This window comes from Bradyrhizobium sp. Ghvi, assembly GCF_900115265.1.
GTDB lineage: Bacteria > Pseudomonadota > Alphaproteobacteria > Rhizobiales > Xanthobacteraceae > Bradyrhizobium.
Window position 1 is genome coordinate 713,850 of sequence record NZ_FOVU01000004.1, and the last position, 23,310, is coordinate 737,159.

The window sequence follows — 23,310 nt, forward strand, 5'->3', positions numbered from 1 at the left end:
GGGCGGGCTTGTTGCATTGGTAGCCTCACATGAGAAGAGCGACAAGCCGGGGCGCGGGATCGAGGAGAGATGCGATGAAGCATTTGCAGGCGGCTTTTGTAGCCCTGATGCTCGGTGTATCGGCGGCCCCGGCGAGTGCGGGCGAGGCGGTCAACCTGATCTTGAACTGGACGCCGACGGCCGACCACTCGCCCTATTATTATGCCAAGGCGCAGGGCTGGTACGATAAGGCCGGCATCGACCTCACGATCGAGACCGGCAAAGGCTCAGGCGTCTCCGCGGCCAAGGTGGGCTCCGGCGGCTCGCCGTTCGGCGTCGCCGATCTCGCCACCATGCTGGTGGCGAAGGGCAAGGGCGCCGACGCGGTGGCTGTGATGAGCGTCTACGCCAACACCGGGCAAACGTTCTACTGGCTGAAGAGCTACGGCCTGAACGGCGTGAAGGATTTTGCCGGCCACAAGATCGGCAACCCGCCGGGCGACGCCTCGCGCGTAATGTGGCCGGCATTTGCGAAAGCGGCGGGTCTCGCGCCCGACTCCGTCGGCTTCGTCAATGTCGGGCCGACCGCGAAGATCGCCGCACTGAAGAGCCACACCGTCGACATCATCAGCGACTTCTACAACGAGCACGATCTCAAGGTGATCGAGTTCGGCTCCGATCTCGGTTACGTCAACTGGAAGGACATCGGCCTCAACCCTTACGGCAATTCGTTGATCGTCAACGGCGCCTATTTGCGGAAGAACCCGAAGCTGGTCGAGGAATTCGTGCGCGTGACGCAGAAGGCCTTTGCGGCCTGCGTCGCCGACGTCACGCCCTGCCTGAAGGCGCTGCTCGACCAGGTCTCCGGCCTCGACAAGGAGAACCAGCAGCGCCAGTGGGAGCGCATCAAGGTTTTGATGACGGACGAGTTCACGACGACGAAGGCGCTCGGCTGGATCGACGGCGAGCGGATGATGAAGGACTATGAGCTCGTCCAGACCTACCTCGGCATGGAGAAGCCGTTCGACGTGACGACGGCGTTCACGACGAAGATGCTGGATCCCTCCATCAAGATGGATGCGAGCAAGGTGAAGAAGTAGGGGGCTCGTTCCTCGCCTTATGCTCCACTTGTGTCCCGGACGCAGCGTAGCGTCCCTTCGACGGTGCGCTGCAGGGCCGGGGGCCCATGTTGCGGTACTGTATCGTGTTGCCTTCTGGGTCCCTGCACCGCGCAGCAATGCTTGCGCGTTGCAGCGCGTCCGGGACACGCGAGCGCTGCCCGCCACCCCACCCACGTAACCCCACGGAGAATTAACCGGCCGTTAACCATATCGGCGGCATCGTTAACCATTCAATAACGGGAACGAGTCGGCCGCCATGGAGGCCCTAGCCAAACCTCAACGCCAGATGGTGCGACTGCGCGGACGCTCCTATGTGGCCTTCGTGTTCGTGCCGACGGTTCCGATCCAGGACTGGCTCCTGGAAATCGACGCCACCATTGCGCGGTCGCCTGGCTTCTTTGCCGGTCGGCCCGTGGTGATCGACCTGTCCTCGGTCGATCTCAGCCAGGCCGGCATCGGCCATCTGCTCACCAGCTTGCAGGATCGAAACATTCGCGTGCTCGGGATCGAGGGAGTGGAGGAGGCGCGGCTGACGCCGTCGATGCCGCCGCTGCTCTCGGGCGGGCGGAGCTGCGTGGTCGAGCAGAGTGCTCCCAAGAAATCCGAGGCGAAGGCCGAAGCCAAGCCAACCTCGCTGCTGCTCGAGAGTCCTGTGCGCTCCGGTCAGACCGTGATCTTCCCTGACGGCGACGTCACCATTTTGGGCTCGGTCGGCTCCGGTGCCGAGGTCGTGGCCGGCGGCTCCATTCACATCTACGGCGCACTCCGCGGCCGCGCCATGGCGGGCGTGAACGGTCACACGAGCGCGCGCATCTATTGTCAGAAGATCGAGGCCGAACTGCTTGCAATCGATGGGTTTTATCAGACTGCCGACGACATCGACGCCGCTCTTCGCGGCCGGCCGGCCCAGGCCTGGCTGCAGGGCAACACCATGCGAATTACAGCGCTGAACTGACCAGAAGGGAGATATTTGAGATGGCCAAGGTACTGGTCGTGACATCAGGCAAGGGCGGGGTCGGCAAGACCACGACAACCGCCGCACTGGGAGCCGCGCTGGCGCAACGCGGCGAGAAGGTCGTCGTCGTCGATTTCGACGTCGGCCTGCGCAACCTCGACCTCGTGATGGGTGCCGAACGCCGCGTGGTTTTCGACCTCATCAACGTGGTGCAGGGCGTCGCGAAACTCCCGCAGGCGCTGATCAAGGACAAGCGCCTGGAGAACCTCTGGCTGTTGCCGGCCTCGCAAACCCGCGACAAGGACGCTCTGACGGAAGAGGGCGTGGGCAAGGTCATCGCCGACCTGCGCAGCCGGTTCGACTGGGTGATCTGCGACAGCCCGGCCGGTATCGAGCGCGGCGCCTCGATGGCGATGCGCTTCGCGGATGAAGCCGTGATCGTCACCAACCCGGAAGTCTCCTCGGTACGCGATTCCGACCGAATCATCGGTATGCTGGATTCCAAGACCGTGCGGGCCGAGAAGGGCGAGCGCGTCGAGAAGCACATTCTCATCACCCGCTACGATCCCTCGCGCGCCGCGCGCGGCGAGATGCTGACCATCGACGACATCCTCGAAATCCTCGCAACGCCTTTGCTCGGAATCATTCCCGAGAGCCAGGACGTGCTGAAGGCTTCCAACGTCGGCACGCCGGTGACGCTGTCGAACGCCGAAGGCGCACCCGCCCGGGCCTATATCGACGCGGCGCGGCGGCTGTGCGGCGACACCGTGCCGATGCAGGTGCCGACCGAACGCAAGGGCTTCATGGATCGTCTGCTGCGACGGAGGGCTGCATGAGCATGGGTCTGCTTCGGCTTCTCCGCGGCAACAAAGCCACTGCACCGGTCGCGCGCGAACGGCTGCAGATCCTGCTGGCCCATGAACGTGGGATGCGCGGCCAGCCCGATCTGCTCGGGGTGCTGCGTGAGGAAATTCTCGCGGTCGTCTCCAAGCACGTCACGCTGGATCCGACCAAGGTCATCGTCCGGCTCGAACGCGGCGACGAAGTCTCGACCCTGGAGGTCGATATCGAGGTCCCCAACGACTTCGAGCGCAAGAAGGCGGCGGTCGCGTAGGGACGCGGCCGACGAATTTGGTTTGGGGTGGGTGAAAGGCGGTTCGCTGGGCATAGCGGGCCGCCTTTGCGCGTTGACATGAATGCAACGGAACGAGGCCTGGGGTTCAGTCGTTGTGAGACACCCCCGCGCGGGCGATGCGCCGCGGGATCGTCAAACCGGAGAGCGCCCATGATGTCCGAGGTCCAGGTTCACACTGTCGCCCGGCAGATGCTGGAACAGCATGGTTTCGCTGCAATTGCGAAGGCCGCCGAGCAGGCTCAACTCTGCGAGGGCCGCGGCGAGGCGGATGAGGCCAAGGAGTGGCGCCACATCGCTGACGCCATGAAGATCATGCGCGGGCCAGCCCATAGCTAAGGCGCGCCGGCGGACGCGCTAGCGCTCCTCATGATCGGTTCCCTGAACCGGAGCCCGGTGCTGCGTCTGCGGCTGCGTGCGTTCCCCGGTCTCCTTGCAGGGGAGTTGCTCCCACGAGCCGTCCGGGCCCTGCTGATAGGCACTGCAGGATGACGACGAGGGGGATTTATCCTCGGCCTTCTGGGCGTTATTATTCCTCGCCATGGCCGGGGCGGTCAGCACGGCGCTGAGCGCGAGAGCACCGGCGAAAACAAGATGGGCATTCCGCATGGGGTTCTCCTTCAAAGAGGCCGCATGCTGGCGAGGATTGTGACGAATATTGGTCACGGCGAGGGTCCCGACGCGGCAGCCTTAATGTCCGGAAAACCGGTTAGCCGCCCTTGCTGCGGATGAGGCCAGCGAGACTGGTCTTCTGCTTTTCGCACCAATTGCTCATGCCGAGTCGGCGCTGGTCGAGATCGGTCATCTGGGTCGCGACCGCGACCTCAGCCATGACGTCGTCGGCCTGCTTCTCGCCCATCTTGCCGCCGGTGTGCATCCAGGCAATCGCCTTGCGCACCTGCTCGGTCGTGCCGTCGGGAAGCTGCATCTGCTGCGCCCTCTGGACCAGATCCTGATAGGCGACGTCCGTGTTCGGGCATTGGACCTTGGCGGCAAAGGCTTGCAAGACGATCGTCACATAGGTCGAGCGTGTGTGGTCGTCAGCCGCTTGGGCGGGAGCTGCGATCAGCAACAGGCCTGCCATCAGAAAGGGGTAGCGCATCCTTGGGTCCTCCTCGATTTTTTGGAAGGCTAGCGTCCGGCAGGCCGCTCTGCAATGGTTGCCGGGCGCGGATTGTCGCCCGTTCTTAGGGCGCGCCAAGTTGAGCCGCGACTGGTCGGGAGGGCGACATGAGCCTGTTCAGCATGCCATTCGATCCCGCGCGCGACAGGGCGCTCGTCACCGGTGCCGGCAATGGCATCGGCCGCGCCATCGCGCTGGGCCTGGTCGGGGAGGGCGTTCGGACCCTGTTTGCCGATGTGAGTGCCGAGCGGGTCGGGGCGGCCGTCGCGGCGAGCAAGACGCCTGACTTGGCGCTGCCCTGGGTCGGCGATCTCGCCGGGCTCGATGGCTGCGACGAATTGCTTGCGGCCGCCAATGCCGAGCTGGGCGAGGTCACGCATTTCGTGCACAGCGCCTCTCCACCGCGGCGCGAGGCCGATCACGCGCTCGCGGTCGATCGCAAGACTTGGCAGGAGATGCATGCCGTCAATCTCGATGCCGGCTTTCATCTGGCGCGCGAGATCGCAAAGCGCCTGATCGCGGCGAAGCGATCAGGCTCGTTCCTGTTTCTCACCTCGCTGCATGCGGGCACGCCGCGCAATCTGCCGCATTATTCGACGGCCAAGGCCGGGATGGCGATGCTGGTGAAGGAGCTCGCCAAGACCTTCGGTCGTCACGGCATCCGCGTCAATGCGCTGGTGCCGGGTGCAATTGCGGCCGGCGGTTTCATAGCGGATGCTTCGCTGGCGAGACACATTCCGCTCGGACGTCTCGGCGAGGCAAACGACCTCGTGCCTGTCGCGCTGACCGTGCTGTCGAACAAGCTCTCAGGTTACGTCACGGGCGCGGCCTTCGTCGTCGACGGCGGATTGTCGCTGACGAACTGGTTCGAAGCCCCGGCGCTTGAAGAATCGCTGGACTAGCGCTGCCAGGCCGGCACGGGATCGAGCGGCGTCCGATAGACCTCGTTGCAGTCGCGATCGGTGACGCGCACGGCGCAACCTTTCCGCTGCAACTCAGGTTTCACCTGCGACAGCTCGCTGGCCAATTGGACGGCGCGATCGGAGGCCACCTCGATATCCTCGAGGATGATTCCGCCCTGGTTCTTGAACTCTTCACCAACCACGAGATCGAAGGAGTAATAAGGCATCCGATTTCCCCCGGTGTGACGACCCAAAGTCTCGAACGAAGCCTTCAATGGAAGCCTTCAAGACATGATGCATCGTACCACTGAGTCGATCTCTATCCGATGAACGGACCGCGCAATCTCTGTGCTTATGGCGCAGAAATGATGTGCAGCCGAAATATGCTTTAAGATTTAATTAAACATATCGGCCTGATGATAAGGCATGGAATTGCAGCAGAACCGGGCTCCGGGAACCGGCAGCTGCAAGAGAAGGCCGGCGGCATAGATCCCGACGGCCTTTTCTCTTTGCGCTGATTGCGCATCACCGTAGTTGCACGGACTCAACGGAACACATCGAGTCGGACAGCCTGCGTTCTCGCTTGATGCACCTCTAGTGCACAGGCATCGGCGGACGCACGACAGGTCCATCATCGTCGGCAACAGTTTGCGTCGTCGCAACCGGTGGCGCTGGCGGCGGGACCGCAGTGGCTTGCGAAGGTGGCGGCGGAGGTGCGAGCGGCGGCGGCGAATAGGCCGGCATGTAGGTGTGCGACGCGACCGGCTTCGGTTTGCGAACCGGCGGCATCGGCGCCGGAGCGCGCGGCGACAGCGCAGACGCGCGCGCAGGCGGATTGACCGGTGGTCGCGCCTCAGCGACCGGCCTTGGCGCCGGCTGCTTTGCCATCTCGCGGATCATCTGCTCCTGACCGGCCTTCAACTCGGCAATGTTCGTCTTGAGCTGCTCGATCTGCTGCGCCATGGCGGCGATGTCGCGCGTCATCGATTCCACCGCAGGCGCGGCGTCGGTTTGTGTTGCTGTCGGTGCGGCAGGCGCTGCGGCAACCGGCGCTGCGGCAACCGGCGCTGCGGGCGGCGTTGTGGTTTGAGGCGTTGCAGTTTGATCGGCGGTCTGATCCTCCGCTGCAGGCGGCGTGACCTGCGCGGCTGCGACCGGCGCTCTCTGTGACGTGGAAGGCAGCAGCGAGGCCAGGACCGGTGTCCATTCGGCGAACATCTGCTTCGCCGTGTCGCCGTGCTTCTCCCACGCAATCGTGGCGGCGGCGCTGCCGCCCGCAAACAGGAAGGTGACGAAAGCGCCACGCAGCCACTTGCCGGCGGCCGATCGCTTGGGTCGGCTGCGGTTATCGCTCGCGGTCACGCGCACTGCGGTGTCGACCGAGGGCGCGGCTGATTGCGGCTCTGCGACCGGACTTAACTTCGGCTCGGAATGAGTTCTCGGCTCCGGTGCAAATTTGGGCTCCGGTGCGAATTTCGGCTCCGGCCGCGCCGTGAACTCCGGGGCAAGCGTTGGCGCCTCGCTGCTTGCGCGCGAAGCCCTGATCACCTCGGGCGAAATCTGGATAGCGTCGTGCGGGTCGTTGTCCTTGACCGTGTCCTTCACGATCTCATCGACGATTTGCCGGCTGTTCAACGTCGCGAGCATCGCAGCTCCCCTGAAGCGTTGGTCGTTCGCATTGGCGCGAGTCGATCGATTGAATGGCCCATCCAAGTCTGGTGCGGTTGGCCGATGGCGCACGAGTCCAGCCGGGTTTGACCAAAGCAAGGCGAGGCGATGGAGAGACTGCGACCGTCTTGGCCAGATGTGGTGATGGAACCGGATCGGCCGAACACGGGCACGTGTTCCGCGCTGCCTTGTTTTCAGCACGATTTGGGCAGCATCTCGCGGTGCTGGGAGCGCTGCTATCCGCTATCGGGGGGCCGGTGGTGCCAAGAGTTTCATTCGCACTTTTTGTTGTTGCCGCCTCGCTGACGCTCGGCGGTTGCATGCAGGCGACATTGTCGCCGTCGACCGACGCGAGCATGACGCCGCGCGATCGCCAGTTGCTCGCGCATGTGCCTTACGCCCAGGCGAATGTGCCTGAGCAATACCTCCGTCATATCGTGGACTATCCGCGCAAGGAGCTGCCGGGCACGATTCTGGTCGATACTGACGCGCGCTATCTCTATTACGTGCTGCCCGAGGGCAAGGCGATCCGCTACGGCGTTGCGGTCGGCGAGGAGGCGATGGCCTTTTCGGGCGTCGCGCGCGTCGGCCGCATGGCGGAATGGCCGGATTGGGTGCCGACCGCCGAAATCCAGGCGCGGCTCGGGCCCTATCCGGCGCGCGTGCCCGGTGGACCCGCCAATCCGCTGGGGGCACGCGGCATCTATCTCTATGTCGGTGACAAGGACACGCTCTACCGCATCCACGGCACCAACCAGCCGGAATATATCGGCCAGGCGATCTCGTCGGGTTGCATCAGGATGCGCAATGAGGACGTCATCGATCTGTTCGACCGGGTGAAGCTCAACGCCACCGTCGTGGTCCTGCCGCCTGGGCAGAGCGCGCAAGTCGAGGCGGGACCGAGCTGGCGCGGGTGAAGCCCTCGGCGGGCGCTGAAGCTCGTGTTTGCCTCGGCCAACCCGCAGCCCAAGCCAAGCTCACGGGTCCATCGGGTGCTGACAGACGCGCGCCGTTCTCGCCTTAGTTTTCAGGCCGCGCGACGCGCCATTGCAGGGTCGTGGCGTTGCCGTTGGCATCGCCCGGCGCCTTGTCGGCCGGTGAGGTGTAGAGCGGCCGATAGCGGTACGCCCACATCTTGCTGCCGTCGTTGCGGCTGATCACGGTGAAGTCGCCAACGGCCTTGGCATCGGCGGTCGCGGCCAGCGGGACCCAGCTTTCGGTGCATTTGCCGTTGCAATTCGAGCTCTTGCCGTTGGTGTCGCGCTCGTAAGTGTAGAGCGTCATGCCCTTGAGATCGACCAGCTTGGGACCTTGCTTGGTCAGGACCACCTTCGCCGGTGCGGTCGTCGCCTCGGGCTTGGGTGGAGGAGGGGCGTCGCCGCCGTGGCCGTTGGCGAGGACAGGAACGGTCGAGAGCGCGATGGCCGCGACCGCGATGGTGAACCTGAACATTCGAAACTCCCGACCGGCAATGTTAACGGCGCGTTAAGCGCAGAATGTTGCCGACCGTACCAGTCGAAAGTTAGTTCCAGGTTTCGCAGGTCTACGACAAAACACCGTAGAAATATGGAGTCTGGCTTGTTGAGGGGGCGCTCTAAGCCTCCGTCTGGCGCAGCGGGGCGCGGCTGAGCTCATTGCCGGCCGCGATGGCTTTGCGGAGCAGCCGCATCAATTCCTCGCCCTCCCTGGCATTGAGGCCTCGCAGCATGATGCGCTGGGCGGACTCGACCGCCGGCGTGATCTTGCGCAGCGTGCGGCGGCCCTCGTCGGTGATCTCGAGCTCTCGGGCGCGCCGGTCGCGCGGACTGGCACGGCGCTCGATGAGACCCTTCTGCACCAGACGATCGATCACGCCGGTGATGGTGGTGCGGTCATAGGCGATCAGGCCTGCAAGCGTCACCTGGTCGAGCCCCGGATTGGCCTTGATGGTCGCAAGCGCTGCGTATTGCACCGGGGTGAGATCAAAGCCGGCTTCGCCGACCTCGGCCAGAAACACGGCGACTGCGATCTGCTGGAAGCGCCGCGCCAGATGGCCGGGCATGTCGTTGTTGTCTTTCACCGAATTCTCCTTGGCGATGGGGACGGTGGCCTGATTATTGACAAGTATGCTGATAGTCAGCATACTGAGCAATATCAGACAAGGCGTCAACGGGAGAGGTGCTCATGCAATTCCATCTCAATGGATTCCAGCCGGGCGACCCTGAAATTGCCGATCCCGCCGAGCGCATTCCGGCCCCCGGTGCTTTGGGCGCAATGGACGAGGAGGTCGATGTCCTCATCGTCGGCTGCGGCCCCGCCGGTTTGACACTGGCCGCCCAGCTCGCGCAATTCGGCGACATCAAGACCTGCATCGTCGACCAGAAGCCGGGCCGGCTCCTGGTCGGCCAGGCCGACGGCATCGCCTGTCGTACGATGGAGATGTTCCACGCCTTTGGCTTCAGCGAGCGCGTGTTGAAGGAAGCCTACTGGGTCAACGAGACGACGTTCTGGAAGCCGGACGAGCGGACGCCCGAGAAAATCGTCCGCAGCGGCCGGGTGCAGGACGTCGAGGATGGCCTATCGGAATTTCCGCACGTCATTCTCAACCAGGCGCGCGTTCATGACAGCTTTCTCGACCTCATGCGTAAATCACCTGCCAAGCTCGAGCCCTATTATGGAAGGCGCCTGCTCGACCTCCAGATCGATACGGCCGCAAGTCCCGCCGATCACGCCGTGACCGCGCGCCTCGAACGCGTCGATGGCGCCGATGAGGGCAAGGTCGAGACCATCAAGGCGCGCTACGTCGTCGGTTGCGACGGCGCGCGCAGCACGGTGCGCAAGTCGATCGGCCGCGAGTTGCAGGGCGATTCCGCCAACCACGCCTGGGGCGTGATGGATGTGCTGGCGGTGACCGACTTTCCCGATATCCGCTTCAAGACGCTGATCCAGTCGGCGAAGGACGGCAGCCTTCTCATCATTCCGCGCGAAGGCGGCTACATGGTCCGCATCTATGTCGAGCTGGCCAAGCTCGACGTCGGCGAGCGCGTCGCCAACCGCAACATCACGGCCGACGACGTGATTGCGAAAGCGCAGCGGATCCTGAAGCCGCATACGCTCGAGGTGAAGGAGATCGCCTGGTGGTCCGTCTACGAGATCGGCCAGCGCCTGACCGACAAGTTCGACGACGTGCCGGAAGCCGAGATCGCAACGCGGCAGCCGCGCATCTTCATCGCAGGCGATGCCTGCCATACGCACAGCCCGAAGGCCGGGCAGGGAATGAACGTCTCGATGCAGGACGCGTTCAATCTCGGCTGGAAGCTCGCTGCCGTGCTGCGGAAGCAATGTGCGCCGAGCCTGCTGCATTCCTATTCGGCGGAGCGGCAGGCTGTGGCAAAGGAGCTGATCGACTTCGACCGCGAATGGGCCGGCATCCTGGCCTCCGCGGCCAAGGCCGGCGGCGCCGACGCGGCGAAGACGCAGGATTATTTCGTCAGGCACGGCCGCTACACCGCGGGCACCGCGACGCATTACGCACCGTCGGTCCTGACCGCGCATCAGCATCTCGCGCCAGGATTCGTCATCGGCAAGCGCTTTCACTCCGCGCCGGTGATCCGGTTTGGAGATGCCAAGCCGGTGCATCTTGGCCATGCGGGGACCGCCGATGGCCGTTTCCGCATCTACGCGTTTTCGCCTGCCGAGAATCCCGCGGCATCGAGCTCCGCCATTCGTGCCTTGTGCAATTTCCTCGGCGAAGCCAGGGAATCGCCGATCCTGCGATACACGCCTCGAAGCTCCGACATCGATAGTGTCATCGATCTTCGGGCGGTGTTTCAGCAGGATCATCGTGAGCTCGCGATCGAGGAGATGCCGCGTATGCTGCTCCCCAGCAAAGGCCGCTACGGCCTGCTCGATTACGAAAAGATGTTCTGCCCGGACCCGAGGAGCGGCCAAGACGTTTTCACGATGCGCGGCATCGATCGGAAGGTCGGCTGCATGGTCGTGGTGCGGCCGGATCAATATGTCGCGCAGGTGCTGCCGCTCAAGGATTTTGCGGCGCTGGCAGCCTATTTCGACGGCTTCATGTTACGGATGAAGTGAGACTTTGCTCCGCCGATGAATGGCGGATGAATATTGAACCGCGCGCGGCGTCCTTTTCAATCTTTAGGCTGAAGCAGTGATCGTGAGCGGAACGCTTTATTCCGCTCGCGCGTTCCGCCTCCCAAAGGAGGACTTCGCCATGAGACTGAAAACCGCTTTAGTTGCAGCGTTGCTGCTCACCCCGACGGCCGCATTGGCCGCACCGGGTATCGTCACCGTCTCGACCGGTCTGCGCGCCGGGCCGGGGCCGGGCTTCCCGCTGGTCGATCGAATCCCCGAAGGCGCTCGCGTCAACATCCATGGCTGCCTTCGCGGCGATGCCTGGTGCGATGTGAGCTTCTCCGATGATCGCGGCTGGGTGTCGTCGCAATATCTCGAATATCTCTATCGCAACCACTACGTCTATCTGCCCGACTATGTCGATGAGATCGACGTGCCGGTCGTTCCCTTCGTACTGAGCTCGTACTGGTCGAGCTATTATGAGGGACGTCCCTGGTATCGTCGCCATGCTTACTGGAATAGCTACTGGACGTCCCACGAACGCTTCGCAACGCGGTTGACGATCGATCCGCGCGCCGCCCGGATCGGTCGTGCGGCCACGCGTGACGCTGCGCTTGCGCTCGACCGCGAAGGCATCCATGGCAAGGCCAATGTCACCGGTGCCGCCGCGATCTCCGGGCGAGATGCTGCGACTTCGCGGCGCGACGCGGCCATCACAAAGCGTGACGCCGCAGTGACAACCGACCGGGCGGGAGCCCGGCCAGGTGAGCGCATCGCGCATGAGCGCGCCACTGTGCAGGGGCGCAATCCCCGTGACGCACAGGCGCGCATGATGCACGAGCCGACCGCGGCCCGGGCCGCGGTACACGCGCAGCCGATGGCACGGGCGCATGAAGCGCCACGCATGTCCGCCGCGCCGGCGGCCCGGCCCGCGATGCCGCATATGGCTCAGCCGAACGTCAGCCATGGTGCGCCGATGAATGCGCATGCGCAGATGCCCGCACCGCGCGCGGCTGCACCTGCGATGCCGCATCCGGCTGGCGGCGGTGGCGGCGCTCCGCACATCAACGCCGGCCCGCATGGTGGCGGGGCGCCCGGCGGCGGTCACGAGAAGCACTAGCCATCTGGAAAGCCCGGCCTTCGTGCCGGGCTTTCTTTTTGGCGTCGCCCGGGTTCCGTGCGCGTACAATTTAAGAAGGTTCTTCGCTGGCAGATTTCATCCATCGTAAGATGTCTACCCAAAGATGTAAGTATCCACTCGGGGCAGCGGGGCACGGGAGGATGAAGATGAGACAGAGCCAGGCGGAGACGCGCCGCCAAAATGTTGCGAAGCGGTCGATGACCAAAGAGGCCAAGCAGCTGTCCAGCCTGATTGCTGGATTGCGCAAGTCTCTCGAGGGCATCCACAAGGAGCGGACGAGCAAAAAACTCTCCGGCGCCGAGATGGGTATGCTCGATGAGCGTCGCAACAATTTGTTGCTCACCATTGCCGCTCTCGACGACCGCCTGTCGGCCGTGCAGGGTCTGATCGATCTCGGCCGGCCACATGTGATCCGCGTCCACTGAGCAGATCCCCAAGCGCTATCGGTTCCGTCGCGGCGGCGATGGGCCGGAGCCCGGCCGTTGCACAGGGACTGTAAACGCATTGGCAAGGCTGGAATTGGTCCGCAGCACAATGCTGCCGCGGTCTGCACCAAATTGCCACGCTCCCGGCGAATTGCCGCCAAAGCCCGCTGCCACGAGGAGAGGGGGGCGGGGCAACGCCGGGGATGCGAATTGGCCTATAAAATGGTCGCAGAACGCGACAATGAGAAGTACAGTTTTGCCCGCGAGAGCCGGTTGCTCATCGTGGCGAAGGCAAGGGTTTGGGCCAGCGAAGGCTGGCGGGTCGTCATCACCGATCACGACGGCAAGGCCTATGCGCCGCCGGAGTTCGATCAGTTGTTGGCGGCGTGATCGCAAGACGGGCTTGGGGACAATAGTGAGATCGTTAATTCGACGGGGGCGCGAAGTTGTCGCGCCTCTCATGATTCTTGGGACCATTGCCGCAGCGGACGTCGTGCTGACATCGCCGCTCGCGTTCGCGCAAAATCTTGACGCCGGCAAGTCGCCCGAAAGGCTCTTCGCGGATGGCTGCGCCACCTGCCATCGCAGCCCGCGAGGACTGGCGAAGGGGCGCTACAGCCTGACGCTGTCCTGGTTTCTCCAGGACCATTATTCGGCCGGCCCGGACACGGCCAAGGCGCTCGCCGACTATCTGGTGTCGGTCGATACGCCGCCGCCAAGTGCTCCGGCGAAGTCTGGCGCAAAATCATCCAGATCGAAGCCGCATCCGCCGAAGCCAGTGCAAGGTCAGTAGCCGGCCGCGCCGGCGTTGCGATCCGATGCTCGCCGATATCAATGCGCCGTCGTCTGCGAGAACAGGTTGATGATCACGACGCCTGACACGATCAGGGCGATGCCGACGAAGGCGGCGGCGTCCAGCATCTGGCGGAACAGCACGAAGGAGACGGTGGCGGTCAGGATGATGCCCACCCCGCCCCAGATCGCATAGGCGACGCTCAGCGGGATGACCCGGATCGCGACCGACAGCGCATAGAACGAGGCGCCGTAGAGCAGCACCATCATCAGCGTCGGCCATGGCCGGGTGAACTGCGCGGATTGCTGCAGGAAGGCGGACGCCGTCACCTCGAACACGATGGCAAGGGCAAGCGCGGCATAGGAGGTGAAAGCAGACTGCATGGAGCTCTCGAGCGTGGCGCGCGAAAGAATCCGCGCGGTTCGTGGACTCAGCACGCGACATGGCCTTGCCGGCTATCACGTCCGAGTGACGACGCTGCGACAGGGGAGAACGATGAAGCCGCCACGCGAGAAATCGCGCGGCGGCTGCGAAGGGTCGCGAGCCGTTCGTTGCGGCCCTAATTGATCCGGACGGAAAGCTCGATGTCCTCGGCGAAGGGCGTAGACATGTAGCCGCTGCCGGGATTGCGGACGCGCGCGAGGTAATCGGGGCTGAAATCCGCATTGTCGGCGACGATGATCGCGCCGGGCCTCAAGCGGTCCTCGACCAGATCTAGGATATCAGGGTAGAGCGCCTTGGCGCCGTCGAGCAGCACGAGGTCAATCTGATCGGGCAGATCGGTGCTCAGCGTCCTCAGCGCATCGCCTTCGCGGATCTCGACGAGATCGATCAGCCCGCCAGTCGAGAGGTTTGCGCGCGCTCGCGCCGCCTTGGCCGGCTCGAACTCGCTGGTGATCAGGCGACCGCCGCCATTGTCGCGCAGGCCTGCGGCCAGGTGCAGCGTCGATATGCCGAACGAGGTGCCGAACTCTACGATCGCCTTCGCGCGCGAGCAGCGCGTCAGCATGTAAAGCAACTGACCGGTCTCGCGCGAGACCGCGAGCGGCACGTCCTTCAGGCGTGCGTAAAGTTCTCGGTAATCGGTTTTGCTTCGCATCATCCGCGTGCGGTCAGTCTCGCTCAAATCGACGACGGCAGCCTGCATCGCGCCATCTGCTGCTTCGGCCTGGTCGAACAGGCGATCCAGCAGCGGCGCAAGCGTTGTGATTGTTGGGGTGGTCATAGGGCGTCTCCAGAGTTCAGGGCGCGTGCTTGCGCGCGAGCTGAAATACGACTAATTCGTCGCATTTCCTATTCGCATTCCCGCGGGCGCTGCATGGCCGATCGTCGAAGTCGTTCGGTTTCCTCACGAAAACAGCCACAGCAGGCCCGCTCCAACGAGCTGGTGGCCGCCATTCTGGATGCTGCTGTTCAGGTCCTGGCGAAGGAGGGCGCGCAGCGCTTCACCACCGGGCGCGTGGCGGAGCGAGCCGGGGTGAGCGTCGGGTCGCTCTACCAATATTTTCCGAACAAGGCGGCGATCCTGTTCCGCCTGCAGAGCGACGAGTGGCGCAGCACGAGCGAGCTTCTGCGTGGCATTCTCGCGGATCGCACGAAGCCACCACGGGCGCGGCTGCGCGCGCTGGTCCACGCTTTCGTTCGCTCCGAATGTGAGGAAGCTGCGATCCGTGGCGCGCTCAACGACGCCGCGCCGCTCTATCGCGACGCGCCCGAGGCGCAGGCGGCGCGGGCCGCCGGCGAGGGCGTCATCGCGGTTTTCATGGGCGAGGCACTGCCGGAGGCCCCGAAAGCGACACGCGAGCTTGCCGGCGAGCTGATCAAGACGACGTTGGCCGCGGTGGCAAAACGGTTCTCCGAGACGCCGCGCACCGAGGCGGAGATCATGCGTCAGGCCGACGGACTGGCCGACATGTTCTGTGCCTATCTCGATGAGCTGGCTCGCCGCGGACGTCGTTGCTGACATCTGCATTTGCGGCCGAATACATTCGGATTCCTTGGCGTCATGGGGTAGCATCGCGTCGCCCTTCGTCCGGATCGAGCACGGCACCATGCATATCCTTCGACCCCAGTTTCGCATCGAGGAGCAGCGCGCGCTGGAATTTGCGCGCCGGCGCGGCTTCGGCGTGATCGTCGCGGCGGACGCGAACGGTCCCCACGCCTCGCACGTGCCGTTCGTGCTGTCCGAGTGCGACGCGCATGCGATCGTGCAGATCCATTTCACGGCAAGAAATCCGCTCGTCGAGCTTGCCGATGGCATCAGGCGCTTCCTGCTGATCGTGGCCGGCGACGATGCCTACATCTCCAACGACTGGTACGCCTCGCCAGACAACGTCTCGACCTGGCTTTACGAGGCCGTGCACCTGTCGGGTGTGGCGCATCTGCGCGGTCACGAGGAGAATCGCGGCCATGGCGATGCGCTGCTTGCTGTCGCCGAGTCGCGGCTGCCGAAAGAGCCGTGGGTTCTTGCGCAGATGGAGCCGGGCAAGCGTGAGAGCATGCTGGCCGCGATCCGTGTCGTCGATCTCGTGGTCGATCAGGTGGAGGGGCAGGCCAAGCTCAATCAGCACAAGAGCGATGCCGACCATGTTGCGATAGCAAACCAGCTTGCACGATCCGAGGAGACGGGGCACCGGCGGTTGGCGCGGAAGATGCAGGCGCTGCGGCCAGGGCTTGGCTACGACGTCTCGTGATCCAGGCTGCGCTTGCGCTGCGCCACGATTGCTTTTACGGACCTCTGCATGCTCGTCATCTCCATTCAAAGCCAGGTGGTCCACGGTCACGTCGGCAACAGCGCGGCGGTCCACGCCATTCAGGCGGAGGGCGTGAACGTCGCCGCCGTGCCCACCACACTGCTGTCGAACCATCCGCGCTATCCGACCCTGCGCGGGCGGGTGCTCGACGCCGAGCTCGTCGGCGATCTGCTTGCCGGCGTGGAGGAACGGGGCGTGGTCGATGAAGCCGCCGTGCTCGTCACGGGCTATCTCGGCTCGCCCGACAACGCGGTCGTCATCGCTGATTTCGTCGAGTGCGCGCTGTCGCGCAATTCGAAACTCATCTATCTCTGCGATCCCGTCATCGGAGATGACGGCCGCATCTATGTCGCCGATGGCATTCTCGATGTGGTTCGGCAGCGGCTGTTGCCGGCGGCACACCTGATCACGCCGAACCAGTTCGAGCTCGAGATGCTCTCCGGCGTCAAGATCGCGGACACGGACAGCTTGCGCGCCGCGGCGGCCGCGCTTGCGGGACAACGCCGGATCGATGTCGTCGCCACCGGCTGTGCGCTGGCAGATACGCCGGCAGGGCAGGTGGAGACGATCCTGTGTGCGGACGGGCAGTTGTCGCGCTTTGCGACGCCACGGCTGCCGATCCGCCCCTACGGCACCGGTGATCTGCTCACCGCTCTGATCGCGGCGCATCTTGCCAAGGGTGCGGCGGTCGAGGCGGCGGTGCGGATTGCGGTCGAGACGATCTTTGCGGTGCTTGTTCGCACGCAGCAGGCAGGATCGACCGAGATGCGCCTCGTGCCGTTGCCGGCATCGGGCAGGTAAGCCTCAATCAGGTCGTCCGCTTCGCGCTCGACTGCGCCGACTTCTGCGGCTTTGCCGAGCTCTTCTGCAGCCGCGCGGCCTGCGCCTTCGAGGGCTTGGCGCTGGCGACTGCGCGCGCCTTCTTGGGTTTGCCGTTGGCTGCTTCCTTGCGGTCGGTCGCGACGCCGCGCTTCGAAATGTATTCCTGGCCATCGATCGGACCGACATGCGGCGGATCCCGGTCGAGATAGGGCCGGCCGATGCCGAGAGCCTTGCCGTTGGCGTCGACCCATTTCCACAGCACTTCCGTCGAGGCCCAGCGCTGGGCGCGGTTATTGCCCTGAGTGCTGACGATGTCGGCCGCCATGCCGTGACCGTAGCCACCGCGAAGACTGCCGCCGTGATAGGAACGGTTGGACGCGGCCTTCAGTCCGCTCGCAATCTCCTGGCGATAGTCGTCTCTGAACGCACTGGTGATGCCCGGCGACAGGCCGGCGGCTTCCGCGGCGAGCAGCATGCGAAACAGCTTCTGCTTGAAGCTCTTGTCCATGCCGCCGATGACGTAGTCCATCAGCGGCATGTTGGCGTGGTCAGCCGCCTTCGGGTCCTTCCAGGCAAAATCCTCGTCGACGAGCTTTGTGAAGCTGCGCATTACCGTGACCATCTTGCCCTTGCGCTTGATCGTGACGGCGCGGCGGTCTTCGACCTTGATCGAGTCTTCCTTCGGCGTGCGCTGATAGAGCGTCCAGAGGTAGCGGTCGATGCAGGCATCCATGGCGTAACATTCGTCGAGCACGGCCACGGTGTCGGCGGGCGGGGACGCCTTGCTCTCGGCCGCGGGCCCGCTCGCGATCGCGGCAGGAGACAGCGTTTGCGACGGCACCACGTCGCCGGGATCGGCGGAGGCAAGTTTGATGGTGGGCTCCGGAGCGATCTGGGCCTCGCTGGCGACGGGAGCAGGTTCAGCGGCTTCGCTGGCCGCAGGCGCGGATTCAGGCGCGGTTGGAGGGGCCGGTGCGGGCGCCAGCAGCATGTCGGCTGGATCGGCCGAGGCGAGCTTGATGGCGGGGGCTTCTATTTCGGGCGGTGGCGCTTCGACCATCGCCACGCTCGGCGTCGCAGCCGCAGCGATGTCGGCGGTCAGCGCGATGCCATCGTCTATCGTCGCCGCGCGCGGGATGTCGGCAAGGTCGAGACGCGTGAGATCTTTCGCGCGGGCAACGGCGGCTGCATTGGCGCCGCTGTTCTCGATCAAGGCCGGGGCGTAAGCAGAGAGGGAGAGCGCCAGCCAGCCGACCATTACGGCCGAGGGGCACGAGACCGCCACAAGAAGAGACCGCCGATCATTCATGATCCCTGCCTCCAAGGTTCGCCAGCGAACCAGATTGCACAACCAAGCACGCGGCGCGTCAATTGTTCGGAGGATGGTGTGGCGGTGCAATGGCGCAAATTCCCCAAAATGGGCTTTTCGAGCCAGTGTTGCCGCAATACAACGCCGGTTCCCCAGATGAGTGTCAAATTGCACGATCCGAATTTACTCAATCTTGGATTGTGACGGTGCATTGCTCGGTGCCGGCAACGTCCGGTCGATTTGGGAAGGACATGCTTGTGAAATTGAAATGCCTGTTGATTGAATTTTGCGCCGACGAATCCGGCGCTACCGCGATCGAGTATGGCCTGATCGCCGCGGGCATCGCGCTCGCGATCATCGAGGTGATCTACGCGCTTGGCACCAATCTCGTCGCAAAGCTGCAATCGCTGGCGACTGCGTTGAAATAGGGTGTTGCCTCGAAATCGTCGGAGCGAAGGGAACGGGGGCCTCCCTGCCTTGCGGCAACCTTGCCGCTGCCAGTGCGTTGGTCGACCATGACGCATTCCTCGCTTCGTCCGATGGACGCCTTCGATCCCTCCGAGCCCGCCATCCTGCATGATCGCGTCTCCGGCACGATCATCACCTGGACCGCCGATCAGGCCGACGACTATCGCCGGGCCAGCCGGTCACGCGGAGATGGAAGCGTGGCCTGGAGGGCCTACGTCTTTGACGGCTGGGGCAACGTCATGGGTGGCTGACTCCCAGCGTCAGATTCGTCCAAACCTTTGGAAGCGTTAAACATATTGCCATGCGCGGCGTGCTCTATTGCGATGCAGCAATGCATGTCGCAATGCAGCAAGTCAGGCATACATTGGCTCCGAACTTCTCTTTGGAGCATCACCATGAACAAGAAGACTTTATCGATCGCAGCCGCTGTCCTCGCCATCGCGAGCTCGACTGCCACCTTCGCCGCCGAGCTGCCGGCCTACGAGGCCAACGGAATTCCGGCCTCTCCCGTGCAGGTCCGCGTGCTCGGCGCCGCCCATGTCGAGCAGCAGGTGGCGGCGCCGGCCACCAGCCTGACGCCGCTTCAGGCCAGTGTCCTGACGCCGCGCAAGCTGAAGACCGCGACTGTGACCGCGGGGTCCGCCCGCTAAGCTGCCGCTGCGCCGGGCCGAGCTCGGTGCCAAGCTCTTCACGACATCATGACCGGGTGTCCCGGCCATTTTTTCTTACCCGATCGGCACCGGGCGCGAGTTGATGCGCGGGCTGAGAATCCGTAAGCAGAAAAGTTTCTCGTTACGCGCGACTTGTGGACCGCGGTTCAAAACGAGTGTGATCTCCTTAACAGTTGTTTTGCGCAACAAGGTGCTTTGATGCGGGCGCCGCATATTGGCGGCCAAGAATCGTTTTCATAATGGAGATTGTCATGCCCGTTGGGCAAAAAGCTCTCGCTGTCGCCACGTCGCCTCGCGCATTCATCCTGCGGCATCTCGCATTGTTTGCCGCCGCCGCGCTGTTCGTGTTCGTGCTGAGCCTGACCTATGGGCTCGATCTCAGTCCCGGGTTTTTCTGAGCGGTCGAAGGCTCCGCATACTGCGCAGGCTTGACGGGGAACGGCCGCCGCAGGGCGAGCGGGACGCGCCTCACGCCTTCTTCACGAACTCCGACTTCAGGTTCATGGCGCCGATGCCGTCGATCTTGCAGGCGATGTTGTGGCCGTCGGTTGCGTCCTGGAGACGGATGTTGCGGACCTTGGTGCCGCCCTTGACCACCGATGAGGAGCCCTTGACCTTGAGGTCTTTCATGACGATGACGCTGTCGCCATCGCTGAGCAGATTGCCATGGGCGTCGCGCACGCCGGCCTCTTGTGACACCGGAGCGGCCGCATCTCCGGCCGCGCTCCATTCATGGGCGCATTCCGGGCAGACCCAGAGATCGCGATCCTGGTAGGCGTGCTCCGATTGGCAGTTCGGGCATTTGGTGGCGTCGGTCATGATGGGTCTCGATCTCGAAGCTTTGGAGTGGAAAGTGGCGGGGCGTCAGCGAAACAGCGCGACGAAGATCACGTAGAGCCAGCCCAGGATCCCATGGATGATCGCCCACAGGATCGAGTGGTTGTTGGTGTAGGAGATCGCGATGGCGAGGGCTGAGCCGAAGCCCACCCCGTATTTCGCGCCCTCGACGCGGACGCCGTAATAGCGATTGCCGTTCATGTGATCCTTCCGAACGATTGCGCTGCATCTCTTCCTACGCGCATCGCGCCGGCCACTTGATGCAGATCAACTGGCCGCCGCGGGCGCGGACTTACGCTTATCAAGCCACCGAAGCGAAGGCGAGGCCACAGCGATGTCGCGCAGCATTCGAATTTACGTCGGCCTCGCCATCCTGATCGCGCTGTCGATCCTGTTTCTCTTCACTGTCGTCCACACCGCCGCCGGCGCAACCAGGCTTTCGCTGCGCAAGGTCTCGGAAGGACATCGCCTCGCGCAGGCCTGGTGTCAACCGTGCCACGCCATCGAGCCGGGCATGTCCGGCTTTTTCGACCTGGCCCCGAGCTTCCAGGCCGTCGCGGATCGCAACGGCACCACGGCCCTCTCGCTCAAGGTGTTCTGGCGAACCAGCCACCACGACATGCCGAACCTCGTGATCGCGCCCGATCAGGCCGACGCGCTGTCGGAGTACATCCTGAGCCTGAGGAGCGATTGAGGGCGTCGAATTGCCGGGTGGTAACCCGGATTGCGCTTCGCTCCATCCGGGCTAGGGATCGGAGACAAGCCTCGCATAAGCGCGTCTTGCGACAACGGCAGCCAACGCAAAGTGTGGGGAGATTCTGCAATGCCGATCGCGGGGCAGAAGCTGGCCTTTGTCATGACCTCGTCCAGCCATGGCACGATGATCGTCAACCGGTTCGACTATCGCATGGTTGCTCCCGACCGCGGCTACGGCGTCGGCTATCAGATCCTGGAGGCCGCCGCGTTCGACCCCGGCGAGGTCAAGATCGCGCTCGAATTGCTGTCCGGCGCTCGGCATCAACATCCTGGCCATCCGCCAGAGCGATGCGTGCCTGAAAGATATCAACCCGCCGCAAGCCGCGGGCCGGCAGCCTCACGCAGCCTAAGCGGAGGTAAACGTCGCGCCTGCTCATTCGAGAAGTTGAAGGCGAAATCCCTTGCCTTGGCCGGCGTCCTCCCGCACTCTTGGCGGGAAGGAGGCCAACGCATGAAGATCATGACTGTCGCCTGCGCGCTCGGAACGGCGCTTGTGCTGCTGGGATCATCAGGTGCCGAAGCTCGGACGCGAAAGGCCGTCGTCGTTCGCGCGCCACAAGAGCGGCTCATCGTCACGGCGCCCGTGCTTAGGCCGACGCCCTGGGACTACAACATCGTTCCGCGCTATCGCTATCGCCCCGAGGACGACCGCGTCGATCCCTATGCTCCGCCGCTGGTGCCGTCATATATTCGCTATGAGGGATGGCGCTGGCCATATTGGTGGTGAAAGTAGCGAGGGACGCGACGCTGCGGCTCCTGAAGCGACATGCCGAGAAAGCCATCAAGAAAGCTGAAGACCTATCAGACCTCGCTCGGCTTCTACGACCAGGCGGTCGCCGCACCCTCGATGAAGGCGGCGCTGGACGCCTGGGGCGCGAAGTCCAACCTCTTTCATCAGGGCATCGCGAAGGAGACCGACGACCCCGACATCGTCGCCGCGACGATGGCCGCACCGGGCGTCGTGCTGAGGCGCCCGGTCGGATCGGACGGCCCGTTCACCGAGCACGCCGAACTGCCGACCGACCTCGCTGATGACGAGGGCAAGCCGAAATCCAGATCCAAGTCGAAGCCGAAGAAGCGTCCGGCCAAAACTGCGACCAAGCGTTCGGCGAAGCCTGAGGTCGACGATCGCCAAGCGCATGCGGCCGCCGCCGCTTTCGCCAGGGAAGAGCAGCGCCGCGAAAGCGCGCGGCGCAAGGAGGAGGCCGCCCGCGCCAAGGCGCGCGCGCGCCGGGACAAGGCGGTCGCGGCCGCCGAGGCGACGCTGGACCGGGCGAGGCAGGACCACCAAGCAAGGGTGGACGAGATCGAAGCCGAGCAGGCGGCACTGGACGAACGTGCCGCGGCGGAGGAGGCGCGTTGGGACAAGCAGCGGAGCAAGCTGGAGGATGCGGTGCGCCGGGCGCGGGAGTAGGGGCGTGAGCGGAAGCGGGTAGTGCACGGTCATGCAGCTATCTGATTTGGCAAAGAACGGAGCTAGAAGTTCGCGCCTGATGCCATCAGGGTTGTACCGACCGCCATCAGAAGAATTCCTGGCCAGTTGACTCCAAGGAATGCGAGGCCTCGCCGTGGCGGCTCCAATGTACCGCGAACGCCCCAGGAGGATCCCGGCCGCTCAGTGGTCCCCGCCAAATGGTGGCGCGTGCCCGTTCGACAGGTCGAAGTCCTGCGAAGCCTTCCCGCCAACCACGACCAGAACAGGTTGCGCGACGATGAAGTCCTCATCGCTGCGTGCGGTGTCAGCGGTCGGGAAAAGATGGCAAAGCTACGGCTGTCAAGAGCACATCGCGCTAGAATGCCACTTACCCCCGTAATAAACCAATACTGTTTTGGGGATCTGGGTGCGTATTGGGAGGACCATCATGGCAAGTGTCGAACAATTGCACAGACGGCAAGGCGTAAACCTCGTCCAGCTCGAAGCGGACATTACGTCGATACGCTCGGGAAGTTCTCTGAACTCCATTGCTTTACCTGATTATGTCGAACACACCGAAGGCGTCACGCGCGTCGGCGCCCTCAGTGCAGAGGCGGTCATTCGCGACTACGAGTCCGCTGCAAAGGAGATCGAGGCCATGGGCACCGAGTTGATCGACGCCGCGCAAAAGTGCGAGGCTCTGACAGCTCAGGTCCATGATGCCATCGCCTTCATGCGGGATACAGCGGCGGGGTATCGTGAAGAGGGACGGAAGATCTTCAAGCGCATCGAAGAATGCGCGCTGTTCACCGAGGACGTCCGCAAGACATGCGTAGAGGTCAAGCGCAGAATGGCGGAAGTCTCGGTCGGTCCGTCTTCCGATGAGGAGCTTGCACCGCAAGAGCCCGAGTTGAGCGGGATCGCGGCCAAGGTGACGATGAGCGAAATACGGTGAGATGGGCAT

Annotated in this window: 34 protein-coding genes; 23 read left to right on the forward strand and 11 right to left on the reverse strand. The window is 63.9% G+C overall.

From position 1 onward, the window contains the following. The first annotated feature begins 74 nt into the window (after window positions 1-74). The 5 genes from BM374_RS18980 to BM374_RS19000 all read left to right on the forward strand — a co-directional run bounded on the left by BM374_RS18980 (window position 75) and on the right by BM374_RS19000 (window position 3,526). The gene (locus tag BM374_RS18980) at window positions 75-1,079 is read left to right on the forward strand and encodes an ABC transporter substrate-binding protein (protein ID WP_177248395.1); all 1,005 of its coding nucleotides are present in this window, start codon (window positions 75-77) and stop codon (window positions 1,077-1,079) included. A gap of 277 nt (window positions 1,080-1,356) precedes the next feature. Continuing rightward, window positions 1,357-2,055, forward strand: a complete 699-nt coding sequence (minC, locus tag BM374_RS18985) for a septum site-determining protein MinC (RefSeq protein ID WP_092294758.1) — start codon at window positions 1,357-1,359, stop codon at window positions 2,053-2,055. A 20-nt stretch (window positions 2,056-2,075) separates the two neighbouring features. Beyond that, window positions 2,076-2,891 carry a septum site-determining protein MinD gene (gene minD / locus BM374_RS18990; protein ID WP_092294760.1) on the forward strand — a complete coding sequence of 272 codons (816 nt, stop codon included), beginning with the start codon at window positions 2,076-2,078 and terminating at the stop codon, window positions 2,889-2,891. After that, window positions 2,888-3,169, forward strand: coding sequence for a cell division topological specificity factor MinE (minE, locus tag BM374_RS18995; protein WP_063683855.1), 282 nt, complete (start codon window positions 2,888-2,890; stop codon window positions 3,167-3,169). Before minD ends, minE begins: the two co-directional genes overlap by 4 nt. A gap of 171 nt (window positions 3,170-3,340) precedes the next feature. Beyond that, a complete protein-coding gene (locus tag BM374_RS19000) occupies window positions 3,341-3,526 on the forward strand; it encodes a hypothetical protein (RefSeq protein ID WP_092294762.1) in 186 nt (61 codons plus the stop codon). A gap of 18 nt (window positions 3,527-3,544) precedes the next feature. On the opposite strand, the gene BM374_RS19005 is transcribed toward BM374_RS19000, so the two are convergent. Next, a complete protein-coding gene (locus tag BM374_RS19005; RefSeq protein ID WP_092294764.1) occupies window positions 3,545-3,796 on the reverse strand; it encodes a hypothetical protein in 252 nt (83 codons plus the stop codon). A gap of 100 nt (window positions 3,797-3,896) precedes the next feature. Next, window positions 3,897-4,289, reverse strand: a complete 393-nt coding sequence (locus BM374_RS19010; RefSeq protein ID WP_092294766.1) for a hypothetical protein — start codon at window positions 4,287-4,289, stop codon at window positions 3,897-3,899. 128 nt (window positions 4,290-4,417) lie between these two features. On the opposite strand from BM374_RS19010, the gene BM374_RS19015 reads away from it, so the two are divergent. Further along, window positions 4,418-5,212, forward strand: a complete 795-nt coding sequence (locus BM374_RS19015) for an SDR family NAD(P)-dependent oxidoreductase (RefSeq protein WP_092294768.1) — start codon at window positions 4,418-4,420, stop codon at window positions 5,210-5,212. Here the strand turns inward: BM374_RS19015 and BM374_RS19020 are convergent. Together BM374_RS19020 and BM374_RS19025 are read right to left on the reverse strand one after the other, a co-directional pair. Then, window positions 5,209-5,439, reverse strand: a complete 231-nt coding sequence (locus tag BM374_RS19020; RefSeq protein ID WP_092294770.1) for a DUF6894 family protein — start codon at window positions 5,437-5,439, stop codon at window positions 5,209-5,211. The two genes, BM374_RS19015 and BM374_RS19020, sit on opposite strands and share 4 nt — an antisense overlap. Before the next feature lie 367 nt (window positions 5,440-5,806). Further along, the gene (locus BM374_RS19025) at window positions 5,807-6,859 is read right to left on the reverse strand and encodes a hypothetical protein (protein ID WP_092294772.1); all 1,053 of its coding nucleotides are present in this window, start codon (window positions 6,857-6,859) and stop codon (window positions 5,807-5,809) included. Between the two features lie 281 nt (window positions 6,860-7,140). Here BM374_RS19025 and BM374_RS19030 point away from each other — a divergent pair, with 281 nt between their 5' ends. Continuing rightward, the gene (locus BM374_RS19030; RefSeq protein WP_092295045.1) at window positions 7,141-7,797 is read left to right on the forward strand and encodes a L,D-transpeptidase; all 657 of its coding nucleotides are present in this window, start codon (window positions 7,141-7,143) and stop codon (window positions 7,795-7,797) included. A gap of 103 nt (window positions 7,798-7,900) precedes the next feature. On the opposite strand, the gene BM374_RS19035 is transcribed toward BM374_RS19030, so the two are convergent. After that, window positions 7,901-8,332, reverse strand: coding sequence for a COG4315 family predicted lipoprotein (locus tag BM374_RS19035; RefSeq protein WP_092294774.1), 432 nt, complete (start codon window positions 8,330-8,332; stop codon window positions 7,901-7,903). A 142-nt stretch (window positions 8,333-8,474) separates the two neighbouring features. Then, on the reverse strand, window positions 8,475-8,939 hold the full coding sequence (locus BM374_RS19040; RefSeq protein ID WP_092295047.1) for a MarR family winged helix-turn-helix transcriptional regulator: 465 nt from the start codon (window positions 8,937-8,939) through the stop codon (window positions 8,475-8,477). 104 nt (window positions 8,940-9,043) lie between these two features. Here BM374_RS19040 and BM374_RS19045 point away from each other — a divergent pair, with 104 nt between their 5' ends. The 5 genes from BM374_RS19045 (at window position 9,044) to BM374_RS19060 (ending at window position 13,316) form a co-directional block, all read left to right on the forward strand. After that, complete coding sequence (locus BM374_RS19045; RefSeq protein WP_177248396.1) at window positions 9,044-10,957, forward strand: FAD-binding monooxygenase; 1,914 nt, start codon at window positions 9,044-9,046, stop codon at window positions 10,955-10,957. Window positions 10,958-11,096: 139 nt separating this feature from the next. After that, window positions 11,097-12,077, forward strand: coding sequence for an SH3 domain-containing protein (locus tag BM374_RS19050; protein WP_092295050.1), 981 nt, complete (start codon window positions 11,097-11,099; stop codon window positions 12,075-12,077). A gap of 167 nt (window positions 12,078-12,244) precedes the next feature. Beyond that, entirely contained in the window at window positions 12,245-12,523 is a 279-nt protein-coding gene (locus BM374_RS19055; RefSeq protein ID WP_177248397.1) for a hypothetical protein, read from the forward strand. A gap of 210 nt (window positions 12,524-12,733) precedes the next feature. Next, window positions 12,734-12,913: a hypothetical protein gene (locus tag BM374_RS37955; RefSeq protein WP_143270216.1), complete on the forward strand. Its 180-nt coding sequence runs from the start codon at window positions 12,734-12,736 to the stop codon at window positions 12,911-12,913. Between the two features lie 70 nt (window positions 12,914-12,983). After that, on the forward strand, window positions 12,984-13,316 hold the full coding sequence (locus BM374_RS19060; protein ID WP_092294780.1) for a hypothetical protein: 333 nt from the start codon (window positions 12,984-12,986) through the stop codon (window positions 13,314-13,316). A gap of 38 nt (window positions 13,317-13,354) precedes the next feature. Here the strand turns inward: BM374_RS19060 and BM374_RS19065 are convergent, their stop codons facing one another. After that, window positions 13,355-13,699, reverse strand: a complete 345-nt coding sequence (locus BM374_RS19065; RefSeq protein ID WP_092294782.1) for a DMT family transporter — start codon at window positions 13,697-13,699, stop codon at window positions 13,355-13,357. Window positions 13,700-13,875: 176 nt separating this feature from the next. Next, the gene (locus BM374_RS19070) at window positions 13,876-14,541 is read right to left on the reverse strand and encodes an O-methyltransferase (RefSeq protein ID WP_092294784.1); all 666 of its coding nucleotides are present in this window, start codon (window positions 14,539-14,541) and stop codon (window positions 13,876-13,878) included. A gap of 93 nt (window positions 14,542-14,634) precedes the next feature. Here BM374_RS19070 and BM374_RS19075 point away from each other — a divergent pair, with 93 nt between their 5' ends. The 3 genes from BM374_RS19075 (at window position 14,635) to pdxY (ending at window position 16,870) form a co-directional block, all read left to right on the forward strand. Further along, window positions 14,635-15,279, forward strand: a complete 645-nt coding sequence (locus tag BM374_RS19075; RefSeq protein WP_092294786.1) for a TetR/AcrR family transcriptional regulator — start codon at window positions 14,635-14,637, stop codon at window positions 15,277-15,279. An 88-nt stretch (window positions 15,280-15,367) separates the two neighbouring features. Further along, window positions 15,368-16,009, forward strand: coding sequence for an FMN-binding negative transcriptional regulator (locus tag BM374_RS19080; RefSeq protein WP_092295052.1), 642 nt, complete (start codon window positions 15,368-15,370; stop codon window positions 16,007-16,009). A gap of 48 nt (window positions 16,010-16,057) precedes the next feature. Beyond that, window positions 16,058-16,870, forward strand: a complete 813-nt coding sequence (gene pdxY / locus BM374_RS19085; RefSeq protein WP_092294788.1) for a pyridoxal kinase — start codon at window positions 16,058-16,060, stop codon at window positions 16,868-16,870. Window positions 16,871-16,877: 7 nt separating this feature from the next. Here the strand turns inward: pdxY and BM374_RS19090 are convergent, their stop codons facing one another. Further along, window positions 16,878-18,200 carry a M15 family metallopeptidase domain-containing protein gene (locus BM374_RS19090; protein ID WP_092294790.1) on the reverse strand — a complete coding sequence of 441 codons (1,323 nt, stop codon included), beginning with the start codon at window positions 18,198-18,200 and terminating at the stop codon, window positions 16,878-16,880. Window positions 18,201-18,457: 257 nt separating this feature from the next. Between BM374_RS19090 and BM374_RS19095 the strand changes: the two genes are divergently transcribed. From BM374_RS19095 to BM374_RS38655, 4 genes are all read left to right on the forward strand, one after another. After that, window positions 18,458-18,628 carry a Flp family type IVb pilin gene (locus BM374_RS19095; RefSeq protein ID WP_092295054.1) on the forward strand — a complete coding sequence of 57 codons (171 nt, stop codon included), beginning with the start codon at window positions 18,458-18,460 and terminating at the stop codon, window positions 18,626-18,628. A gap of 87 nt (window positions 18,629-18,715) precedes the next feature. After that, window positions 18,716-18,919, forward strand: a complete 204-nt coding sequence (locus tag BM374_RS19100) for a hypothetical protein (RefSeq protein WP_092294792.1) — start codon at window positions 18,716-18,718, stop codon at window positions 18,917-18,919. Window positions 18,920-19,063: 144 nt separating this feature from the next. Further along, window positions 19,064-19,318 carry a hypothetical protein gene (locus BM374_RS19105; protein WP_092294794.1) on the forward strand — a complete coding sequence of 85 codons (255 nt, stop codon included), beginning with the start codon at window positions 19,064-19,066 and terminating at the stop codon, window positions 19,316-19,318. A 272-nt stretch (window positions 19,319-19,590) separates the two neighbouring features. Then, window positions 19,591-19,737 (forward strand): hypothetical protein, encoded by a 147-nt coding sequence (locus BM374_RS38655; protein WP_177248398.1) that lies wholly within the window; start codon window positions 19,591-19,593, stop codon window positions 19,735-19,737. A gap of 70 nt (window positions 19,738-19,807) precedes the next feature. Here the strand turns inward: BM374_RS38655 and BM374_RS19110 are convergent, their stop codons facing one another. Both BM374_RS19110 and BM374_RS38660 read right to left on the reverse strand, forming a co-directional pair. Further along, window positions 19,808-20,158: a zinc ribbon domain-containing protein YjdM gene (locus tag BM374_RS19110; RefSeq protein WP_092294796.1), complete on the reverse strand. Its 351-nt coding sequence runs from the start codon at window positions 20,156-20,158 to the stop codon at window positions 19,808-19,810. Between the two features lie 45 nt (window positions 20,159-20,203). Next, window positions 20,204-20,377: a hypothetical protein gene (locus tag BM374_RS38660; RefSeq protein ID WP_018644642.1), complete on the reverse strand. Its 174-nt coding sequence runs from the start codon at window positions 20,375-20,377 to the stop codon at window positions 20,204-20,206. A gap of 133 nt (window positions 20,378-20,510) precedes the next feature. Between BM374_RS38660 and BM374_RS19115 the strand changes: the two genes are divergently transcribed. From BM374_RS19115 to BM374_RS19135, 4 genes are all read left to right on the forward strand, one after another. Then, on the forward strand, window positions 20,511-20,870 hold the full coding sequence (locus BM374_RS19115; protein WP_092294798.1) for a c-type cytochrome: 360 nt from the start codon (window positions 20,511-20,513) through the stop codon (window positions 20,868-20,870). 129 nt (window positions 20,871-20,999) lie between these two features. Beyond that, complete coding sequence (locus BM374_RS39435) at window positions 21,000-21,659, forward strand: hypothetical protein (protein WP_244552629.1); 660 nt, start codon at window positions 21,000-21,002, stop codon at window positions 21,657-21,659. A 39-nt stretch (window positions 21,660-21,698) separates the two neighbouring features. Further along, the gene (locus tag BM374_RS19130; RefSeq protein WP_092294800.1) at window positions 21,699-22,346 is read left to right on the forward strand and encodes a cell envelope biogenesis protein TolA; all 648 of its coding nucleotides are present in this window, start codon (window positions 21,699-21,701) and stop codon (window positions 22,344-22,346) included. Window positions 22,347-22,794: 448 nt separating this feature from the next. Continuing rightward, window positions 22,795-23,301 (forward strand): hypothetical protein, encoded by a 507-nt coding sequence (locus tag BM374_RS19135; protein WP_092295058.1) that lies wholly within the window; start codon window positions 22,795-22,797, stop codon window positions 23,299-23,301. Window positions 23,302-23,310 lie beyond the last annotated feature (9 nt).

Excerpts from the sequence above, each read along its gene's own strand:
- BM374_RS39435 (WP_244552629.1), top strand. The coding sequence starts at position 21,000 with ATGCCGATCGCGGGGCAGAAGCTGGCCTTTGTCATGACCTCGTCCAGC.
- BM374_RS19050 (WP_092295050.1), top strand. The coding sequence starts at position 11,097 with ATGAGACTGAAAACCGCTTTAGTTGCAGCGTTGCTGCTCACCCCGACG.
- BM374_RS19045 (WP_177248396.1), top strand. The coding sequence starts at position 9,044 with ATGCAATTCCATCTCAATGGATTCCAGCCGGGCGACCCTGAAATTGCC.
- minE (WP_063683855.1), top strand. The coding sequence starts at position 2,888 with ATGAGCATGGGTCTGCTTCGGCTTCTCCGCGGCAACAAAGCCACTGCA.
- minD (WP_092294760.1), top strand. The coding sequence starts at position 2,076 with ATGGCCAAGGTACTGGTCGTGACATCAGGCAAGGGCGGGGTCGGCAAG.
- BM374_RS38660 (WP_018644642.1), bottom strand. The coding sequence starts at position 20,377 with ATGAACGGCAATCGCTATTACGGCGTCCGCGTCGAGGGCGCGAAATAC.
- BM374_RS19105 (WP_092294794.1), top strand. The coding sequence starts at position 19,064 with ATGAACAAGAAGACTTTATCGATCGCAGCCGCTGTCCTCGCCATCGCG.
- BM374_RS19070 (WP_092294784.1), bottom strand. The coding sequence starts at position 14,541 with ATGACCACCCCAACAATCACAACGCTTGCGCCGCTGCTGGATCGCCTG.
- BM374_RS19080 (WP_092295052.1), top strand. The coding sequence starts at position 15,368 with ATGCATATCCTTCGACCCCAGTTTCGCATCGAGGAGCAGCGCGCGCTG.
- BM374_RS19075 (WP_092294786.1), top strand. The coding sequence starts at position 14,635 with ATGGCCGATCGTCGAAGTCGTTCGGTTTCCTCACGAAAACAGCCACAG.
- BM374_RS19000 (WP_092294762.1), top strand. The coding sequence starts at position 3,341 with ATGATGTCCGAGGTCCAGGTTCACACTGTCGCCCGGCAGATGCTGGAA.
- BM374_RS19010 (WP_092294766.1), bottom strand. The coding sequence starts at position 4,289 with ATGCGCTACCCCTTTCTGATGGCAGGCCTGTTGCTGATCGCAGCTCCC.
- BM374_RS19020 (WP_092294770.1), bottom strand. The coding sequence starts at position 5,439 with ATGCCTTATTACTCCTTCGATCTCGTGGTTGGTGAAGAGTTCAAGAAC.
- BM374_RS19025 (WP_092294772.1), bottom strand. The coding sequence starts at position 6,859 with ATGCTCGCGACGTTGAACAGCCGGCAAATCGTCGATGAGATCGTGAAG.
- BM374_RS19005 (WP_092294764.1), bottom strand. The coding sequence starts at position 3,796 with ATGCGGAATGCCCATCTTGTTTTCGCCGGTGCTCTCGCGCTCAGCGCC.
- BM374_RS19065 (WP_092294782.1), bottom strand. The coding sequence starts at position 13,699 with ATGCAGTCTGCTTTCACCTCCTATGCCGCGCTTGCCCTTGCCATCGTG.
- BM374_RS19110 (WP_092294796.1), bottom strand. The coding sequence starts at position 20,158 with ATGACCGACGCCACCAAATGCCCGAACTGCCAATCGGAGCACGCCTAC.
- BM374_RS19035 (WP_092294774.1), bottom strand. The coding sequence starts at position 8,332 with ATGTTCAGGTTCACCATCGCGGTCGCGGCCATCGCGCTCTCGACCGTT.
- BM374_RS19015 (WP_092294768.1), top strand. The coding sequence starts at position 4,418 with ATGAGCCTGTTCAGCATGCCATTCGATCCCGCGCGCGACAGGGCGCTC.
- minC (WP_092294758.1), top strand. The coding sequence starts at position 1,357 with ATGGAGGCCCTAGCCAAACCTCAACGCCAGATGGTGCGACTGCGCGGA.
- BM374_RS18980 (WP_177248395.1), top strand. The coding sequence starts at position 75 with ATGAAGCATTTGCAGGCGGCTTTTGTAGCCCTGATGCTCGGTGTATCG.
- BM374_RS38655 (WP_177248398.1), top strand. The coding sequence starts at position 19,591 with ATGCCCGTTGGGCAAAAAGCTCTCGCTGTCGCCACGTCGCCTCGCGCA.
- BM374_RS19135 (WP_092295058.1), top strand. The coding sequence starts at position 22,795 with ATGGCAAGTGTCGAACAATTGCACAGACGGCAAGGCGTAAACCTCGTC.
- BM374_RS19060 (WP_092294780.1), top strand. The coding sequence starts at position 12,984 with ATGATTCTTGGGACCATTGCCGCAGCGGACGTCGTGCTGACATCGCCG.
- BM374_RS19090 (WP_092294790.1), bottom strand. The coding sequence starts at position 18,200 with ATGAATGATCGGCGGTCTCTTCTTGTGGCGGTCTCGTGCCCCTCGGCC.
- BM374_RS19115 (WP_092294798.1), top strand. The coding sequence starts at position 20,511 with ATGTCGCGCAGCATTCGAATTTACGTCGGCCTCGCCATCCTGATCGCG.
- BM374_RS19100 (WP_092294792.1), top strand. The coding sequence starts at position 18,716 with ATGACGCATTCCTCGCTTCGTCCGATGGACGCCTTCGATCCCTCCGAG.
- BM374_RS19130 (WP_092294800.1), top strand. The coding sequence starts at position 21,699 with ATGCCGAGAAAGCCATCAAGAAAGCTGAAGACCTATCAGACCTCGCTC.
- BM374_RS19055 (WP_177248397.1), top strand. The coding sequence starts at position 12,245 with ATGAGACAGAGCCAGGCGGAGACGCGCCGCCAAAATGTTGCGAAGCGG.
- pdxY (WP_092294788.1), top strand. The coding sequence starts at position 16,058 with ATGCTCGTCATCTCCATTCAAAGCCAGGTGGTCCACGGTCACGTCGGC.